Genomic DNA, 18,394 nt, shown 5'->3' on the forward strand with positions numbered 1-18,394 from the left:
GTAGGTTGATATGCCTGGAGACAAGAAAAGATTAGAACCGAGTTTGTGTGCCTAAGTTAGGTGCACCTTTGGACAGAGAAAGCAAATTTTCAAGGCCTTGAGTCTGAAGTTGATCCAACTTCGGACACAGATAGCCAAATTCCAAGGGATTGAGTCTGAAGTTCATCGAACGGAACTGGCTTTAATCAGAGGACGAGCCTGATGCTCCCTTATACCAGCTAAGGGAAACATCTTTCTATGATCCAGAATGACAAGATAAAATTGAAAAAACACTCATCAAATATGATGAGTGTCAGGTTTTTATTATTTTAATTTGGAGAAAGCCTGCTCAGCAGCACTAATTGTTTTTTCGATGTCCTCATCTGTGTGTGCAGTTGAGAGGAAAAGTCCTTCGAATTGGGATGGCGGCAGAAAGACTCCCTGGTTTGCCATTTCCCTGTAGTATTCTGCAAAGAATTCCAGGTTGGATGATTTAGCTTTTTCATAGTTAACAACGTCTTCATTTGTAAAGAAAATACCAATCATAGATCCGGCACGGTTAATGGTGTGCGGGATATCATATTTTTCAGCCGCTGCTTGAAGCCCTTCTTCCAGCCTGTCAGCTTTTCTTTCAAATTCTTTATATGATTCCGGTGTCAGCTGGCTTAAAGTCTCAAAACCTGCTGTCATGGCAAGAGGATTTCCTGATAATGTTCCTGCCTGGTATATTGGACCGCTTGGTGCAATCTGCTTCATAATCTCCGCTTTTCCGCCATATGCACCGACTGGGAGACCGCCGCCAATAACCTTGCCAAGACATGTAATGTCCGGTGTCACCCCAAAATAGCCCTGCGCACAATTATAGCCGACACGGAATCCGGTCATAACTTCATCAAAAATGAGCAAGGATCCGTTTTGTTCTGTGATTTCCCTTAAGCCTTCAAGGAAGCCCGGCTGAGGAGGAACGACTCCCATATTTCCAGCTACCGGCTCCACAATCACACCGGCAATATCATCTCCGAATTGCTCAAAGGCATACCTTACGCTTTCAAGGTCATTGTAAGGAACTGTGATGGTGTTTTTAGCAACACCTTCAGGAACTCCCGGACTGTCAGGCAGTCCCAGAGTTGCCACACCAGAGCCAGCTTTAATTAACAGGGAATCGCCGTGGCCATGATAGCAGCCTTCAAATTTCATAATTTTATTTCGGCCGGTATATCCTCGGGCAAGTCTTAAAGCACTCATGGTAGCTTCTGTTCCGGAAGAAACCATCCGTACCACTTCGATGGAAGGAACTCGTTCAATAACAAGCTTTGCGAGTTCGTTTTCAATTTCAGTAGGAGCTCCGAAGCTTGTTCCCATTTCAGCTACTTTCTTAATACCCTCGACCACACGTTCATTAGTATGGCCCAGAATTAAAGGTCCCCACGACAATACGTAATCGATATATTCATTGCCATCAATATCGTAAATTTTCGAGCCGCGTCCGCGTTCCATAAAAATGGGATCCATATTAACTGATTTAAATGCACGTACAGGAGAGTTTACTCCTCCGGGCATCAATTCGCTTGCCTCTTTAAAAGCCCTGTTAGATTTTTCATAAGAGCGCATGTCATCCCTCTTTTCTATTTTATAAGAAGTTCCAATAACTATCGGCCTGCGATTTTAGCCTTGTTCCTTAATCCACCTTGCCGCATCTTTGGCATGGTAAGTAATAATTAAATCACTTCCTGCACGCTTCATGCCTGTAAGCATTTCCATAACTATTTTTTGTTCATCAATCCAGCCGTTCTGTGCCGCAGCTTTAACCATTGAATATTCACCGCTCACATTATAAATGACAATTGGCAGGTTGATGTTGTTCTTAACATCACGTACAATGTCCAAATAAGGCATTCCCGGTTTAACAATCAGGAAGTCAGCACCTTCCATTAAATCCGATTCAGCTTCGCGCATGGCTTCCATGCGGTTGGCAGGATCCATCTGGTATGCTTTCCTGTCGCCAAATTGCGGTGTGCTGTCAGCAGCATCACGGAAAGGACCGTAGAATGCAGATGCGTATTTAACTGCATAAGACATAACAGGAATATCTTCAAATCCCGCTTCATCAAGACCTGCCCGGATAGCTGCTGTAAATCCATCCATCATGTTGGACGGAGCGATAATGTCTGCTCCTGCTTTCGCCTGGCTGACAGCAGTCTGTACTAGCAGTTCCAGAGAAGCGTCATTCAGCACTTCACCATTTTCAATCAGACCGCAATGGCCATGGTCCGTATACTCGCAAAGGCAAGTATCAGCAATAATGATGATTTCCGGATATTTAGCTTTAATAAATCTGGTAGCTTCCTGTACGATTCCATGATCATGATAAGCCTGCTGCCCGCATGCATCTTTCTCCTTAGGAATTCCAAATAAAAGGACGGACTTAATTCCAAGAGAAAAAACTTCGTTCATCTCCTCTTCCAGGTGATCCAGTGATAAGTTAAAGATACCCGGCATTGAAGGTATTTCTCTTTTAATGCCTTCTCCTTCCGCCACGAAAAGCGGATAAATTAAATCCTCTGTTCGCAAGAAGTTTTCACGGATAAGCGCTCTCATATTCGGACTTTTGCGAAGGCGTCTATGCCTGTTAAATTGAAGATCCATTAATTTTCCCTCCTGGTTTCTGCTAAGTATCTAATAATGCCCTTAAGCATGCTATGTACTGTATATACTTTCGGAAATGCATGAACCTGCAGGCCATATGCCTCTGCACGTTCTTTTGTTACAGGGCCGATGCAGCCAACCACACTGTCTTTCACCGCATTCTGAAACCCAAGCTCCTTAACAGCCTCCATAAAATGGTCCACTGTGGAGGGACTGGTAAAAGGAAGTATATCTAACCCTTTTCCTGAAAGCTGGTCTCTTAACAGGCTGAGGCTCTCGCGTGGAAACGTAGTTTTATAAGCAATAATTTCATCAACATTTGCACCATATTCTGTGAGAGAAGCTGCGATATAGTCACGTGCCAAATTTCCTTTAGGGATTAGTACCTTCATCCCTTTTTCTACAAACGGCAAAAAATCCTCTACAAACCCTTCAGCTACATACTCTCCTGGCACAAACTGGACCTTTAATCCCTTATCTGCAAGCGTTTGTTTTGTTTTCTCACCGATAACCGCTATCTTAGGAAAAGGGCTGACTTGACTAAAATTCTCAAAAAAAGCATCCACTGCCGTTTTGCTGGTGAAAATCACCCAGTCATAAGATTGAATTTGTTTATGTGCTTGAATTAAAGCTTCATTATTCCGCAAAGGCTCGAAAGCAATCAGGGGGATCTCAACTGGTATCCCCCCATAGCTGCAGATAAGATCTGAAAAGGACTGTGCCTGCTTTTTCCCTCTTGGCACCAGAACATTCATGCCTTCTAAAGGGGAAGGCCGTTTCATTGCCCGTCAAGCTCCTCTTTTACTCTGTCGATAAGCTCTTTAGCACCCTGCTCGGTTAACTTAACAGCCATCTTAACACCAAGCTCTTCTGGATTTGAACCGGTTAGTGTTTCCTTGTAAATCACTTTTCCATCAGGAGAACCTACAAGTCCTGTTAACTCCATTTCCCCTGTTTCATTCATTGTTGCATACCCAGCAATCGGAACCTGGCAGCCGCCTTCCATCTTATGAAGGAAAGCACGCTCTGCACGTACAGTCTGGTTCGTCTTTGGGCATGTGAATTTATCCAGCAATGCCCGAAGCTCCTTATCACTTTCACGGCACTCTATAGAAAGTGCTCCCTGGCCAACAGCCGGCACACAGATTTCCGGCTCCATGAATTCCGTAACAACATCCGATGCCCAGCCCATTCTGGATAGACCCGCTGCAGCAAGAATGATCGCATCATATTCTTCCGTTTCCAATTTGGATAATCTGGTATCTATGTTTCCTCTGATCCACTTAATCTCCAAATCCGGACGCTGCGCCAGCAGCTGAGCCCCTCTGCGCAGGCTGCTTGTTCCAATAATAGAACCCGGCTTTAAGTCATTCAATTTGATATGCCCTTTTGAGATGAGTGCATCCCTGTGGTCTTCTCTTTCTGGAATGCTTCCGATTGTCAGGCCTTCAGGAAGTACAGCGGGCATATCCTTCATGCTATGTACAGCCAAATCAATTTCTTCATCAAGCATGGCCTGTTCTATTTCCTTTACGAATAAACCTTTTCCTCCGACTTTTGAAAGGGTAACATCAAGAATTTTATCACCTTTGGTGACTATTTCCTTCACTTCAAACTCAAAGGATGGATCGAGGTTTTTCAATTGGCTGATCACCCAATTTGTCTGAGTTAATGCAAGCTTGCTTCGTCTTGAACCTACGATAATTTTTCTCATTACAGCCTCCTGCAATTGTGTCTGGCAGCGGCTTAACCGCCGCTTCCGCTTTTCTTTGTCTAGCTCCGGCTCCTAGCCCCTCGAGGTCATAAGCTGTTCTGCTCTGCGGCAAACTGCGCCGCGCCGCAGACCATCTTATGCTTGTCGGGACTGATCAGTCGCCTCCGCTTTTTTATGAATACCAAAAATGGAATGATGAAAGTTTGCCAAATAAAAAGAAATTAATTAATACAATTAAAAATGAAGCTAAATTCCAGAGTGCTAAAGATTTTCCATATAAGCCCTTTCCAACTTTCATATAGAGATAAATACTATATAAAGCCAGGACAATGAATGAGCCGATTACCTTGGAGTCATACCAGACCATATGCGGCAATTTTATGTATGCCCACTGGATGCCTAAAATTAAACTTATCATCAGCATAGGTACACCGATAACATTTAATACATAGGACATATGTTCAAGCTTTGACAGATCCGTTATCCGGAGCAGCCTTGTTCCCCACTTTTTCCTTTTCAGCAAATCGTATTGAATTAGATACAGCAATGAAAAAACGAAGGAGAGCGAGAAGGCTCCATATGAAAGAATCGCAACTGTTATATGAATCAGCAGGAGTTCTGATATGAGCTGCTGGGCCTGTACAGCCGAATCAATCTGCACAGGTGCGAATGTATGAATCGCCATTATGATAAAGCCAAGAACATTTGTAAAAAAGACGATAAAATCGACTCTGAGCAGCCTGTTAATTCCCAAAGAAAGAGTGATAAGCACCCAGGCATAAAAATATAAGCCCTCAAAAATGGTCAGTACAGGGAACCTTCCTGTATTCATCATATATAGTACCAGGAAAACCGTCTGAAGCACCCATACAAATGCAAGTAACCAGAAGGCAATTCTATTCGCCTTCCGGTTATGGTGAAGAAAATCAATAAAATATAATAAGACACATAAGGCATACAGAACCACCGTAAATTCGTGCAGCCGTGTCATATAGAAATCAGACATTGACAGGACCCCTTTTATGATTGAAAGGAAGTCTGCTGTGATTGAGCGAATGCGTGCTTTGGTTTGGCTGCTGCGTGCACGTTCTGCTGATCTGAAACAAGTTCTTCTATATTAAAGATTTTTACAAATAAATCTAATGCCTGTTCGGAATCCTTCTGTCCAGCCATTTCTTTAGCTTGTAAAATTGGATCTTTTAATAGCTGATTGATGATGCTCTTTGTATGCTTGTTCAGCACTTTTTTATCACGATCACTCAAATGCGGCAGCTTTCTTTCAATGCTTGTCATTGTTTCACTCTGTATAGCCAGTGCTTTGTCACGCAAGGCGGAAATGACCGGAACAACACCAAGCAGGTTCAGCCATTGCTTGAATTCAACAATCTCCCCTTCAATCATCAGCTGAATCTTTTCGGCTGCCTTTTTACGTTCCTGAAGGTTGGCTTCAACAATCCCTTCAAGATCATCAATATCATATAGGAAAACACTGTCCAGGTCTGCCAGCTTCGGATCCAGATCTCTTGGAACAGCAATATCTACCATGAATAGAGGTTTGCCTTTTCGCATTCTTTCTGCGTGAGCCATCATATCCTTTGTAACAACAAATTCTTTGGCCCCGGTAGAACTGATTAAAATATCTGCTTCAACAAGAGCACATTGAAGCTCATGCAGCGTTTTTGCCTGGCCGGCATATCGGCTTGCAAGGTTCTGTGCTTTTTCAAATGTCCGGTTAATAACCGTTACTTTGCTGGCGCCATTGGCATGAAGGTTTTGGATTGCCAGCTCACCCATTTTACCTGCTCCTAAAATAAGAACATGTTTATTTTCAAGTGATCCAAAAATCTTCTTAGCCAGTTCCACTGCTGCATAGCTGACAGAGACTGCATTTGCACCTATTTCCGTTTCGGAATGTGCCCGCTTAGCTAATGTTACTGCCTGCTTAAACAAGTGGTTAAAGACAGTACCGGTTGTGCTTTTCGATTGAGCTTCCAGAAAACTTGATCTTACCTGTCCCAAAATCTGTGTCTCGCCAAGGATCATGGAATTTAGGCCGCACGCGACATTGAATAGATGCTCTATAGCCCCATCCTCTTCATAAATAAATAGGAATGGAGAAAATTCCTTCTGATCCATATTGAAATATTCAGCCAAAAATTCCTTTATATAATAGCGGCCAGTATGAAGCTGGTCCACAACTGCATAAATTTCGGTCCGATTGCAAGTAGACAGAATGACATTCTCTAAAATACTTTTTTTGTCATTTAAAGTCTTCATTGCCTCGCCCAATTGTGAAGGATTAAAGGTTAGACGTTCACGGATTTCAACAGGGGCAGTTTTATAGTTAAGACCGACGACTAAGATATGCATTGAAATTGACACCCCCAGAATTATTGCCTAGTTCGTTAATATTAATTATATCATGTCTATTTTTTCAATTAATGCTTAATTGTGAACAGATAATGAACACATATGATACTATATTTTAAACAGGAGCCTTGTATAAGGTTATCTTAAAATAGACAAATACTCCCTTATGTACAGTAACAAAAAAACTTGCCGGATTCAAGTGAACCTTATTGGAAGTGGTGTTTTTTATGAAAAATCAGCGTATTTTCCCCGGAATTATTTTACTCGGATTTGGAGCCTACTTTTTTCTCCAGCAGAGCGGATTTACTGCCTTGCAGTCTTTCTATTCCTGGCCGACTCTCCTCATTATCGTCGGAGCAGCCTTTTTAATTCAGGGATATGGCGCAAGGGATTATGACTCCATACTGCCAGGGGTCATCTTAACAGGATTTGGCCTGCATTTTCATGTGGTGAACCGCCTCGAAATTTGGCCGGATCATATTGGGACATTCATCCTGATAATGGCTCTTGGCTTCCTCCTTAGGCATCAGAAAACTGGAGCAGGATTATTTCAGGGCCTATTATTCTTAATTCTTGCCGCATTGCTCTTGTTTTATGACAGAGTAGCTGAGTGGATGGGACTTCTTGAAAATGGCATCTCTGATGTTTGGCAATTATGGCCTATCTTATTAATGCTAATTGGATTATATTTTTTATTATCAAAGAAAAAATAAAAGACAGGGATATTTAGCTTTTCCCTGTCTTTTACCATTCAAACTGTTTAGAGAACCGAATCAAGAAAATTTTTGGTTCTCTGCTCTTTTGGATTGTTAAACAAATCCTCCGGGTGTCCCACTTCAACAATTCTGCCATCATGCATGTAGACAGCCCAGTCTGCCACTTCTCTTGCAAAGCCCATTTCATGGGTGACGACGACCATTGTCATGCCTTCAAGTGCCAGCTCCTTCATAGTGGAAAGCACTTCCCCCACAAGCTCCGGATCCAGTGCTGATGTCGGTTCATCGAAAAGCATGATATCAGGCTTCATTGCAAGCGCCCTTGCAATGGCTACACGCTGTTTTTGTCCGCCTGAAAGTTTTGATGGATATACATTCTCTTTGTCAGAAAGCCCAACTTTTTTTAATAGTTCCTGGGCATCTTTTTTCACTTGATCCTTAGGAAGCTTTTTCACATGTAAAGGTGCTTCCATCACATTTTCCAGAACAGTCATATGGGGGAATAAATGAAAGTGCTGAAAAACCATTCCAACTTTTTCTCTTACTTTATTGAGATCATGGGTTTCTTTTTCAACCTTGTCCCCCTCAAAAATGATATTGCCGCTGTCCTTTAATTCAAGAAAGTTCAAGCAGCGGAGCAGTGTGCTTTTTCCGGATCCGCTGGCACCAATCAGGCAAACAACATCGTTTTCCTTTACTGTTATATCAATGTCTTTCAGGACATGGAGATCCCCGAATGATTTGTTCAATTTTTCTACTTTGATCATGTACGATTCACTCATTCCTCATTCCCCCTTAATCACTGCTTGCCATTTTTTTCTCAATCATATTTACAAGGATGGAGAAAATAAGTACAAGTACTAAATAGTAAACAGCTACGATCAGCAAATAGCTCATGTAGTCATATTCATTGGAACCATATGTTGTTGCCACGTTAAAGAGCTCGTACATGCCAATGAAGGATGCAAGTGATGAATCCTTCAGTGCAATGATAAACTGATTTCCAAGAGGCGGCATAGCACGGCGGAATGCCTGAGGGAGAATGATTCTTCTCATCGCAAGGCCTGCAGTCATCCCCAGTGAACGTCCCGCTTCCATTTGCCCCTTGTCGATGGATTGAATGGAGCCCCTGAAAATCTCGGCTATATAGGCACCGTTGTGAAAAGCAAGTCCCAGGACAACTGACCAAAACTGTGAAATATCCAGCGCTGTCAATCCGAAATAGAAGATGAATATCTGTACAACAAGAGGTGTTCCCCTTACAAGAAAAATATAGATGTCAGCAATCCATTCCAGAACTTTCACTCTTGATATCTTAAGAAAGGCAAAAAACAGTCCTATAAAAATAGCAATAAACACCGATACAATGGTTAATTGAAAGGTTAAGAGCATCCCCTTTAAAAATACGGGATATGTATCAATAAACTTTGTAAATAAATCCACAAAAATCCCCCTTCAGATGGCTATTTCAATTTGTGTAAAAAACAAAACAGGCGAATGTCTGATACACATCCGCCCGCAATGTTATTCCTTCTCAGGATCAACTGTTATATCTTCACCGATATATTTTTTGCTGATTTCTGTGAGTGTTCCATTCTCGCGAAGTGTTTCAAGAGCTTCATTCACTTTTTCGAGCAGCTCTTTATTATCCTTTGCAACTGCAATTGCCTGCTCACTGCGGCCAAGCAGCTCTTTGCCTTCAATTTTCATTCCGGCGCCAATGGCTTCTTTGCCTGTAACAAAATCTGTGATGACTGCATCATGTTTTCCCTTGCTTAAGGCTTCCAAGGCGACAACATCACTATCATAGAATTGTATGTTATCTGTAACCTCCTCAGCATTTGATGTGTATGTAGAACCCTTAGATACTGCTATCTCCAAGCCTTCTAAGTCGGCCAGTGTCTCAACACTGCTGTCCGGACGCACATAAATCTGCGGGCCGGAATAGTAATATGGCGTTGAAAAATTGACTGCCTTCAGACGTTCTTCAGTAATGGTGTGGCTGGCTACCGCTGCATCAAAACGGCCTGATTTAACTCCCTCCACAATACCGCCGAACTTAAATTTATTCTGAACCGGCTCAAGCCCGAGTTCTTTTGCTACAGCCTCGGCAACATCAATATCAAACCCGCTCATGCTTCCATCATCATTTGTATAACTAAAAGGTTTAAACTCTCCCGAAGCCGCGTATGTAAATTTGTCTTCATCTACAAGATCCATTCCGTTTTTAGACGCTTCCTCTGATCCGCACGCTGCCAGTACTAATACAAAAGCAGCTGCTATGATTCCTTTTAACCAATGTCTCACTAGTCTAAATTCCCCCTTCAGTAGCTCTCTATAATATTTGCTCTTTAACTCTATCATTGATTAGGAATATTCTCAAAATTCATATTTTATGATAATTCATTGTATAATTGTATATATGCTATTCTCATTAACTGACCGTCTTTTAACTCCAACATAACTCCATATCCTTCACTATCCTTTAAATTCCTTATCTTTCGACAAACGCTATATCCATTTATCACCATATGTATAACGTACTGCAGGATTGTCATTCTGCGGTTACCGGTACAATAGGCCTAATTGAAGATAATTTAATGTGTGCTTTTGATTAATCCCTGTTCATCTTGTCGGTTGATTTCCACTCCAGGCTGTTCAGCGAACCGGGGCAGTCGGGGTAAGCCTCTGGGACGCAGGATTTTGAATAAGCTTCCATGGGTAACTCCTCAGGAGGAAAATGACAATTCGTTTCTAAGGGTCCCTTACGTTCCGCTGCAGTCAGCACAGTACTTAATTTACAAAAAACAACAATCCCTGGAAAACAGCCAAAATAAAAATCCCGCTGCAAATGCTGCGGGATTTTTTATTTACATATAGCTTTTTAATGCCGACCAGGCCTTGTCTTTTCCATAACCTGTTTCCGAGGAAAACATAATGATCTGATCATTCGGATCAATATCTAATGTTTCCTTTGTAATTTTCATATGTTTTTGCCATTTGGACTTCGGAATTTTATCCGCTTTTGTGGCAATCACTACACAAGGGATATCATAATGCTTTAAAAAGTTGTACATCATAACATCGTCACTTGTAGGAGGATGGCGCAAATCAACAATCAGCACAACAGCTTTTAACTGTTCTCTGCTTGTTAAGTATGTTTCTATCATCTTCCCCCATGCTTCACGTTCCTTTTTAGATACCTTTGCATACCCATAGCCCGGAACATCAACAAAGTGAAGAATCTCGTTAATAAGGTAAAAGTTCAGGGTTTGTGTCTTCCCCGGTTTAGAGGATATTCTGGCAAGTCCTCTTCGATTAAGCATTTTATTAATGAAAGAAGATTTGCCGACATTGGAACGGCCGGCAAGGGCAAATTCCGGCAAATCGCTTTCGGGATACTGATCAGGCTTGACTGCACTGATGACTATTTCTGAGCTTACTACTTTCATGCTTGTGCACCGCCATTCAGGGCATGTTTCAAGACTTCGTCCACATGTGATACCAGAACGAAATCAAGCTCTTCCCTGATGCTTTCAGGGATATCTTCAATGTCCTTTTCATTATCTTTAGGGAGGATGATCTTCGTCAATCCTGCACGATGGGCACTTAAAGATTTCTCTTTCAAACCGCCAATCGGAAGCACCCGGCCTCTTAATGTAATTTCCCCTGTCATCCCCACTTCTTTACGGATTGGTTTTCCTGACAGAGCAGAAACTAGGGCAGTTGTAATGGTTATTCCGGCAGATGGGCCGTCTTTCGGGACAGCCCCTTCTGGAACATGAATATGAATGTCATGCTTTTCATGGAAATTCTCATCAATGCCCAGTTCTTTCGCTTTTGAACGAACATAACTGAATGCCGCTTGAGCAGACTCTTTCATCACATCCCCCAGTTTGCCTGTAAGAACGAGCTTTCCTTTTCCGGGAGAAAGGGATACTTCAATTTGAAGGGTATCCCCGCCAACTGTTGTATAAGCCAGTCCTGTCGCAACACCAACCTGGTCTTCAAGCTCCGCCTGACCGTATCGGTATTTTGGCTTTCCAAGAAACTCTTCAGTATTTTTACCATTTACAATTACCTTCTTCTTTTCGCCGGATACGATAATTTTAGCCGTTTTTCTGCAGATAGTAGCCAGCTGGCGCTCCAAGCCCCGTACTCCTGCTTCGCGAGTATAATAGCGGACAACTTTCTGCAGCCCGTCCTCCCGAATCTGCAGCTGGGATTTGGAAAGTCCATGTTCTTTGATTTGCTTTGGCAGAAGGTGGTCTTTAGCTATATGAATCTTCTCCTGCTCTGTATAACCTGCTATCGTGATAACTTCCATTCTGTCCAGCAGCGGTCCAGGGATCGTGCTAAGATTATTGGCAGTTGCTATAAACATGACCTTCGACAGATCATAGGTTTCTTCAATATAATGATCACTAAAATTATGGTTTTGCTCAGGGTCTAAAACCTCCAGCATTGCAGATGAAGGATCCCCTCGGAAGTCTGAGGACATTTTATCGATTTCATCTAGCAGGAATACAGGGTTGATTGTCCCTGCCTTTTTCATGCCCTGAATGATGCGGCCAGGCATGGCCCCAACATATGTCCTTCTATGTCCCCGAATCTCAGACTCATCCCGGACTCCGCCGAGGGATACACGGACGAAATTCCTGTTTAGCGATGATGCAATCGAACGTGCAAGACTTGTTTTACCAACACCAGGAGGCCCTGAAAGACATAGGATTGGGCCTTTAAGGGAATTCGTCAGCTTTTGCACTGCAAGGTACTCTAAAACCCGTTCCTTTACTTTTTCCAGGCCATAATGGTCTTCATTCAGGATTCTCTCAGCCTTCAGAATATCCAGATCATCTTCTGTTGACTTCGACCATGGCAATGTGACAAGCCACTCAATATAATTGCGGATTACCGCGCTTTCAGCTGAACTGGATGGAACCTTTTCATAGCGGTCAAGTTCTTTTAATGCGGTAAGCTGGACATGCTCAGGCATGCCGGCATTTTCAATTTTTTCCGTCAGCTCGGCAATTTCTCCTGTCTTGCCTTCCTTATCTCCCAGTTCTTTTTGGATTGCCTTCATTTGTTCACGCAAATAATATTCCTTCTGCGTCCGTTCCATTGATTTTTTCACACGCTGGCCGATCTTTTTCTCAAGGTTCAATACTTCTTTTTCATTATGGATGATTTCAATAACCTGATTCATGCGCTCTTTTACATCAATGGTTTCAAGAATCTCCTGTTTTTCCTTCAGCTTTAAAGGCAAGTGGGAAGAAATAATATCGGCCATGCGCCCCGGCTCTTCTATATCTGCTACAGAAGAGTACGTTTCGGCTGATATTTTCTTCGATACCTTTATGTATTGCTCAAAATACTCTAGCATAGTCCTCATCAGTGCCTGATCCTCAACGTCCTTTGTCTCAGGATCATCAAAAGCCTTCACACTAACAGAATAATGTTCAGTTTCGTCCTGAAAATCAATGATTTCCGCTCTCTTTAGCCCTTCAACAAGAACACGGATCGTACCGTTTGGAAGCTTGAGCATCTGCTTGACACGTGTTAGCGTGCCCATTCCATATAGATCATCTTCTGATGGTTCATCTATAGATATATCCTTTTGTGTTGTTAAGAATATTAAATGGTCATCTACCATTGCTTTTTCCAGAGCCTGAACCGATTTCTCACGGCCTACATCCAAGTGCAGAACCATGGTCGGATATACAAGCAAGCCCCGAAGCGGCAGGAGGGGGACGATGATTTCTTTCTTTTTCGCCATTCCATTGCACCTCCAAAATGCATCTTTTTAGCCCCATTATTGCTAATAATTTCTTTGTACAATTCTATCGTATTTAAATAGCAGTGTCTATTAAAGAGAAACAGCCGAAAGCCGTCTTTCAATGATATTCATTTATAATTACACTTTATCCTTCTTTACGCAAATAAAACTTCGGTTTGTAGCCTAAACTGCAAACCGAAGTTTCTGACCGCGATTAGCGGGAGGCGTTTATACAGCAGGTTTCCAGAGACTGCAAACCGGGCCACACATCATATGCTTTCTTTTTTCTGTAATTCGATTGACGCAGTTATAGCCTGCTCTTTGAGATACTCTTTTTGCAGCGCTGCCTCAAATACTTCATTCAAATGAGATACAGGGATAATCTTGATTCCTGTTATCTCCTTTAAGATGGATTGCATATTTTCTTTTGGGATAATCACTGTCTTTGCTCCAGCCTTTTTGGCGGCCTTTACCTTTGGATATACGCCTCCAATTGGCTTTACATACCCATGAATGCTGATTTCCCCTGTCATAGCTACAGTATTGTCAACTGGCCGTTTATAAATGGCAGAGTAAATTCCTGTCGCCATGGCAATGCCTGCAGAAGGACCGTCAATTGGAACTCCGCCAGGGAAGTTGACATGAATATCATATTCGTCAGCCGGGACGCCCATTGATCTCAGAACTGTTATAACATTCTCAATGGAACCCCTTGCCATACTTTTCCTTCGAATTGACTTTCCTTGTCCGCCGATGCTCTCTTCTTCCACTATGCCTGTTATATTAATGCTGCCCTTCTCTTTTGCAGGAATCACAGTCACTTCGATATCAAGCAAGGCACCTGTGTTAGGCCCGTATACCGCAAGCCCGTTAACAAGGCCTACAGCAGCATGGGAATTGATTTTCCTCTCCATTCTCGGTGAAAGCTGACTCGATTGGACGACCCACTCAATATCTTCATCCTTTATGTAATCACGGTCCTCAGTGATGGCTAAACCAGCAGAGATTTGAATCATATTGACCGCTTCGCGCCCATTTCTCGCATAATTAGCAAGTATGCCAAGCCCATTCTCACTAATAGTAAGATTGACCTTTTCCGCAGCCTTTCCAGCTACAGCTATTATTTCTTCTTCCGATAACTCCCTGAAAAATACCTCCATGCACCTGGAACGAATGGCAGGAGGAATTTCATTAGGAGTTCTGGTAGTTGCTCCGATCAGGCGGAAGTCAGCCGGCAGACCATTTTTAAAAATATCATGAATATGGGTTGGTATTTGAGTGTTTTCTTCATTATAATAAGCGCTCTCCAAAAATACTTTCCTGTCTTCAAGCACTTTCAGAAGCTTATTCATCTGAATGGGATGAAGCTCACCGATTTCATCAATAAAAAGCACGCCTCCATGTGCATTTGTAACAGCCCCCTGTTTAGGCTGCGGAATTCCTGCCTGTCCCATTGCCCCTGCTCCCTGATAGATAGGATCATGCACAGAACCTATCAAAGGATCGGCAATACCCCTCTCATCAAACCTCGCCGTAGTGGCATCCAGTTCGACAAAGACAGAAGCTGCCTTAAAAGGTGATTTTGCATTTTTCTTGGCTTCTTCCAGAACCAATCTGGCTGCTGCCGTTTTTCCGACGCCCGGTGGACCATAAATAATAACATGCTGAGGATTGGGTCCGCACAATGCTGCTTTCAGAGACTTAATTCCGTCTTCCTGCCCCACAATGTCCGCAAAGCTGGATGGACGAACTTTTTCTGATAAAGGTTCAGTTAAAGAAATAGAACGCATCTTTTTTAATACATCCATTTCCTTCCTTGATTCACGGTCAATAGAAACTTTTTGTGTCCGCTGGCTCTTAAGCAAATTCCAAAAGTAAAGCCCAATGACAATTCCAAAAAATAATTGGATAAATAAAGCGATCCCCGTCCAACTCATTGTGTTCCCTCCTGCATTAATTGTTCTCCTTAATAATGCTAGTATCTCCCTGAGTGAGTTGGAATAAACAAGGAATTCATTTAAAAGTAAGGCAAGTAATAGGGGCCGAAAGGCGCAAAAAAATGGCCATGCCCCCTGGGGACTGGCCATTTTTCACTTACGCCGAAGTCTTGCGCTCTTCTTCTACAACTGTTCCGTCCTCCAGTACAAGCTTAGGAGAACCGTTATCTATAACCGTTTCTTTCGTAATAATGCACTTTTTAATATCTTCGCGAGAAGGAAGATCAAACATTACATCCAGCATAATTCCTTCAATAATAGAGCGCAGTCCGCGGGCACCAGTTTTTCTTTCAATTGCTTTTTTAGCAATTTCCTCAAGTGCGCCTTCTTCGAACTCAAGCTCAACATCATCGAGTTCAAGCATTTTCTGGTATTGTTTGACAAGAGCATTTTTAGGTTTGGTTAAAATCTCAATTAACGCCGCTTCATCAAGCTGGGAAAGGCTTGCAATAACTGGAAGACGTCCAATAAATTCAGGGATTAAGCCAAATTTCAGCAAGTCTTCAGGAAGTACTTTTGCAAGAAGATCCTTTGGTTCGATTTCTTTTTGGTTCTGGTCGGAACCAAAGCCAATTACCTTTTGGCCCAGACGGCGTTTAATAATTTGCTCAATGCCATCGAAGGCACCGCCGCAAATAAATAGGATATTAGTCGTGTCTATTTGGATAAATTCCTGATGAGGATGTTTGCGGCCGCCTTGTGGCGGTACACTTGCAACTGTTCCTTCAAGAATTTTCAACAGTGCCTGCTGTACACCTTCACCTGATACATCACGAGTGATGGACGGATTTTCCGACTTACGCGCAACTTTATCAATCTCATCAATATAAATGATTCCTTTTTCTGCCTTTTCCACATCATAATCTGCTGCCTGAATAAGCTTTAGGAGGATATTTTCCACATCTTCTCCGACATATCCTGCTTCAGTCAATGATGTTGCGTCTGCAATTGCAAATGGAACATTAAGAATACGGGCCAATGTCTGCGCCAGTAAGGTTTTACCGCTTCCTGTCGGACCGATCATGGCAATATTACTTTTTGATAGTTCTACTTCATCAATCTTGCTATTGGAATTGATGCGCTTATAATGATTGTATACCGCAACTGACAGCGATTTCTTTGCCTGCTCCTGGCCAATTACGTACTCATCCAGAATATCTCGGATTTCAGCCGGCTTTGGCACATCTTTAAACTCCACTTCTTCTTCTGTACCAAGTTCTTCTTCCACAATTTCAGTGCAAAGCTCAATACACTCATCACATATATATACTCCAGGTCCAGCAACAAGTTTACGGACCTGATCCTGTGTCTTGCCACAGAAAGAACACTTCAATTGCCCTTTTTCGTCATTAAATTTAAACAAATCCTTCACCCCTTGAAAAAACTTCAAAACGATATATTAAGCTTGCGGAATCACATGCAAATAGTTCTTTATTCAGCCATAGAAAGGTTGTGAATTAAGGCGGGCACTATGTCATTGCACGTGCGCACAGGCCGCTTTAATCATTTACACTTTCGTAAAAATCAAAACCTTCAGCAGTTATGTATTGCATTGTAACACATTTTTACAGTGGACAGGAAATGATAACTCTTAAAACATTTCAATTATGTATGGAGCAGCATGTAATAAATTTCCGCAAAGAAAAACAGGCTGAATTGTATATGTACTTTCATAAGCTTAACCAAAAATGGCTAAATTAAGTCGGTCCCCTGGACCGATTATTAAATTATCTATTTATATGTATTTGTATTCCTGTCCATGTCCATTATGCAGTAAAACTTTTTCACCAGGCAAAAGATACAAGGGAGATTTTCATTATGTATGGTCTTGATGGTATAAAACAAGGCACGATAAACTCGCGCCTTGTTTACTACTACTTCTATTATGCAACAGTTTTGCTGTTTTCCACAAGGAAATCTACTGCTTTTTTAATTTGAAGATCTGCTTTTAGGCCTTCAAGGCTTCCAAGAGCTTGTGTGATCTGGTCAGCAGACATGTTGTACATTTCTGCCATTTTGTTAAGTTCTTCTGTAACTTCTTCATCGCTTACTTCGATGTTTTCAGCTTTTGCGATTGCTTCAAGAGTCAAATTAACGCGGACGCGCTTTTCAGCTTCCTCTTTCATTTGCTCGCGAAGGGCCGCTTCATCCTGTCCGGAGAACTGGAAGTATAGTTCAAGGTTCATACCTTGCATTTGCAGACGCTGTTCGAACTCCTGCATCATGCGGTTAACTTCAGTTTCAACCATTGCAGCCGGGATTTCCATTTCTGCATTAGCAGCTGCTGCTTCAACAACAGTGTCGCGGACATGGTGCTCAGCTTCATGCTTCTTGCTTTCTTCTAAGCGAGTTTTAATTTTTTCTTTTAGTGCATCCAAAGTTTCCACTTCTTCGTCAGCATCTTTAGCAAACTCATCATCCAGCTCAGGAAGCTGTTTTGTTTTGATTTCATGTACAGTTACTTTGAAAGTTGCAGGCTTGCCAGCAAGCTCAGCAGCATGGTATTCCTCAGGGAAAGAAACTTCAACATCCTTAGATTCTCCGGCAGCAGCACCAATCAGCTGCTCTTCAAATCCAGGGATGAATTGTCCTGAACCAAGTTCTAAAGAATAGTTTTCAGCTTTTCCGCCTTCGAACGCTTCGCCATCAACGAATCCTTCAAAGTCCATAACAACTGTGTCGCCATTTTCAGCTTTTCCATCTTCTTTAACGGCAAGTTCAGCTTGTCTTTCCTGAAGTGAAGCAAGCTCTTTGTTCACATCTTCTTCTGTTACTTCTGTTTCAAGTGGCTTTACTTCAAGAGCTTTGTATTCGCCAAGCTTTACTTCAGGCTTAACAGTAACTGTAGCTTTGAAAATAAGGCTTTTTCCTTTTTCAATCTGTTCAACATCGATTTCAGGGCGATCCACAGGCTCAATGCCAGTCTCATCGATTGCATTAGCATAAGCTTCAGGAAGAAGATAATCCACTGCATCCTGGTATAAAGATTCTACTCCGAAACGCTTTTCAAACATTCCGCGAGGCATTTTCCCTTTACGGAACCCAGGTACATTTACTTGCTTTACTACTTTTTTGAATGCAGCGTCCAAACCTTCAGTTACTTTCTCTGCATCTACTTCAATTGTAAGAACCCCGCGGTTCCCTTCTAACTTTTCAAATTTAGCAGACATACAATCTTTCCCTCCAAAAATCTATT

At 42.2% G+C, this 18,394-nt stretch carries 15 protein-coding genes; 1 reads left to right on the plus strand and 14 read right to left on the minus strand.

All coding sequences use genetic code 11. The features are described 5' to 3' along the window. Window positions 1-303 precede the first annotated feature (303 nt). The 6 genes from hemL to hemA form a co-directional block, all read right to left on the minus strand. Window positions 304-1,590: a glutamate-1-semialdehyde 2,1-aminomutase gene (hemL, locus tag AC6CHU_RS02235; protein ID WP_498119915.1), complete on the minus strand. Its 1,287-nt coding sequence runs from the start codon at window positions 1,588-1,590 to the stop codon at window positions 304-306. A gap of 54 nt (window positions 1,591-1,644) precedes the next feature. After that, on the minus strand, window positions 1,645-2,625 hold the full coding sequence (hemB, locus tag AC6CHU_RS02240) for a porphobilinogen synthase (protein WP_498119917.1): 981 nt from the start codon (window positions 2,623-2,625) through the stop codon (window positions 1,645-1,647). Further along, window positions 2,625-3,407 (minus strand): uroporphyrinogen-III synthase, encoded by a 783-nt coding sequence (locus AC6CHU_RS02245; protein WP_498119918.1) that lies wholly within the window; start codon window positions 3,405-3,407, stop codon window positions 2,625-2,627. The genes hemB and AC6CHU_RS02245 overlap by 1 nt, the downstream gene beginning before the upstream one ends. Then, on the minus strand, window positions 3,404-4,339 hold the full coding sequence (gene hemC / locus AC6CHU_RS02250; RefSeq protein ID WP_159863337.1) for a hydroxymethylbilane synthase: 936 nt from the start codon (window positions 4,337-4,339) through the stop codon (window positions 3,404-3,406). The genes AC6CHU_RS02245 and hemC overlap by 4 nt, the downstream gene beginning before the upstream one ends. A gap of 172 nt (window positions 4,340-4,511) precedes the next feature. After that, entirely contained in the window at window positions 4,512-5,345 is an 834-nt protein-coding gene (locus tag AC6CHU_RS02255) for a cytochrome c biogenesis protein (protein WP_159863338.1), read from the minus strand. Window positions 5,346-5,359: 14 nt separating this feature from the next. Next, window positions 5,360-6,709, minus strand: coding sequence for a glutamyl-tRNA reductase (gene hemA, locus AC6CHU_RS02260; protein WP_159863339.1), 1,350 nt, complete (start codon window positions 6,707-6,709; stop codon window positions 5,360-5,362). 227 nt (window positions 6,710-6,936) lie between these two features. Between hemA and AC6CHU_RS02265 the strand changes: the two genes are divergently transcribed. Then, the gene (locus AC6CHU_RS02265) at window positions 6,937-7,422 is read left to right on the plus strand and encodes a LiaI-LiaF-like domain-containing protein (protein WP_159863340.1); all 486 of its coding nucleotides are present in this window, start codon (window positions 6,937-6,939) and stop codon (window positions 7,420-7,422) included. A gap of 47 nt (window positions 7,423-7,469) precedes the next feature. Here the strand turns inward: AC6CHU_RS02265 and AC6CHU_RS02270 are convergent, their stop codons facing one another. The 8 genes from AC6CHU_RS02270 to tig all read right to left on the minus strand — a co-directional run bounded on the left by AC6CHU_RS02270 (window position 7,470) and on the right by tig (window position 18,368). Further along, complete coding sequence (locus AC6CHU_RS02270; protein WP_159863341.1) at window positions 7,470-8,207, minus strand: amino acid ABC transporter ATP-binding protein; 738 nt, start codon at window positions 8,205-8,207, stop codon at window positions 7,470-7,472. A gap of 13 nt (window positions 8,208-8,220) precedes the next feature. Beyond that, entirely contained in the window at window positions 8,221-8,868 is a 648-nt protein-coding gene (locus tag AC6CHU_RS02275) for an amino acid ABC transporter permease (protein WP_251284712.1), read from the minus strand. An 81-nt stretch (window positions 8,869-8,949) separates the two neighbouring features. Continuing rightward, entirely contained in the window at window positions 8,950-9,732 is a 783-nt protein-coding gene (locus tag AC6CHU_RS02280; RefSeq protein WP_159863343.1) for a transporter substrate-binding domain-containing protein, read from the minus strand. Window positions 9,733-10,295: 563 nt separating this feature from the next. Then, window positions 10,296-10,877 (minus strand): ribosome biogenesis GTP-binding protein YihA/YsxC, encoded by a 582-nt coding sequence (gene yihA, locus AC6CHU_RS02285; RefSeq protein WP_251284713.1) that lies wholly within the window; start codon window positions 10,875-10,877, stop codon window positions 10,296-10,298. After that, window positions 10,874-13,201, minus strand: coding sequence for an endopeptidase La (gene lon / locus AC6CHU_RS02290; protein WP_159863345.1), 2,328 nt, complete (start codon window positions 13,199-13,201; stop codon window positions 10,874-10,876). Before lon ends, yihA begins: the two co-directional genes overlap by 4 nt. Window positions 13,202-13,470: 269 nt before the next feature. After that, entirely contained in the window at window positions 13,471-15,138 is a 1,668-nt protein-coding gene (gene lonB, locus AC6CHU_RS02295) for an ATP-dependent protease LonB (protein ID WP_498119922.1), read from the minus strand. Window positions 15,139-15,295: 157 nt separating this feature from the next. Beyond that, window positions 15,296-16,561 (minus strand): ATP-dependent protease ATP-binding subunit ClpX, encoded by a 1,266-nt coding sequence (gene clpX / locus AC6CHU_RS02300; RefSeq protein ID WP_076257323.1) that lies wholly within the window; start codon window positions 16,559-16,561, stop codon window positions 15,296-15,298. A 520-nt stretch (window positions 16,562-17,081) separates the two neighbouring features. Next, entirely contained in the window at window positions 17,082-18,368 is a 1,287-nt protein-coding gene (tig, locus tag AC6CHU_RS02305; RefSeq protein ID WP_159863347.1) for a trigger factor, read from the minus strand. Window positions 18,369-18,394 lie beyond the last annotated feature (26 nt).

This window comes from Cytobacillus sp. GQ23, assembly GCF_059758675.1.

Coding starts and splice junctions, on each gene's coding strand:
- lonB (WP_498119922.1), bottom strand. CDS start 15,138: ATGAGTTGGACGGGGATCGCTTTATTTATCCAATTATTTTTTGGAATT.
- lon (WP_159863345.1), bottom strand. CDS start 13,201: ATGGCGAAAAAGAAAGAAATCATCGTCCCCCTCCTGCCGCTTCGGGGC.
- hemC (WP_159863337.1), bottom strand. CDS start 4,339: ATGAGAAAAATTATCGTAGGTTCAAGACGAAGCAAGCTTGCATTAACT.
- tig (WP_159863347.1), bottom strand. CDS start 18,368: ATGTCTGCTAAATTTGAAAAGTTAGAAGGGAACCGCGGGGTTCTTACA.
- AC6CHU_RS02265 (WP_159863340.1), top strand. CDS start 6,937: ATGAAAAATCAGCGTATTTTCCCCGGAATTATTTTACTCGGATTTGGA.
- hemA (WP_159863339.1), bottom strand. CDS start 6,709: ATGCATATCTTAGTCGTCGGTCTTAACTATAAAACTGCCCCTGTTGAA.
- hemB (WP_498119917.1), bottom strand. CDS start 2,625: ATGGATCTTCAATTTAACAGGCATAGACGCCTTCGCAAAAGTCCGAAT.
- yihA (WP_251284713.1), bottom strand. CDS start 10,877: ATGAAAGTAGTAAGCTCAGAAATAGTCATCAGTGCAGTCAAGCCTGAT.
- AC6CHU_RS02255 (WP_159863338.1), bottom strand. CDS start 5,345: ATGTCTGATTTCTATATGACACGGCTGCACGAATTTACGGTGGTTCTG.
- AC6CHU_RS02245 (WP_498119918.1), bottom strand. CDS start 3,407: ATGAAACGGCCTTCCCCTTTAGAAGGCATGAATGTTCTGGTGCCAAGA.
- hemL (WP_498119915.1), bottom strand. CDS start 1,590: ATGCGCTCTTATGAAAAATCTAACAGGGCTTTTAAAGAGGCAAGCGAA.
- AC6CHU_RS02270 (WP_159863341.1), bottom strand. CDS start 8,207: ATGAGTGAATCGTACATGATCAAAGTAGAAAAATTGAACAAATCATTC.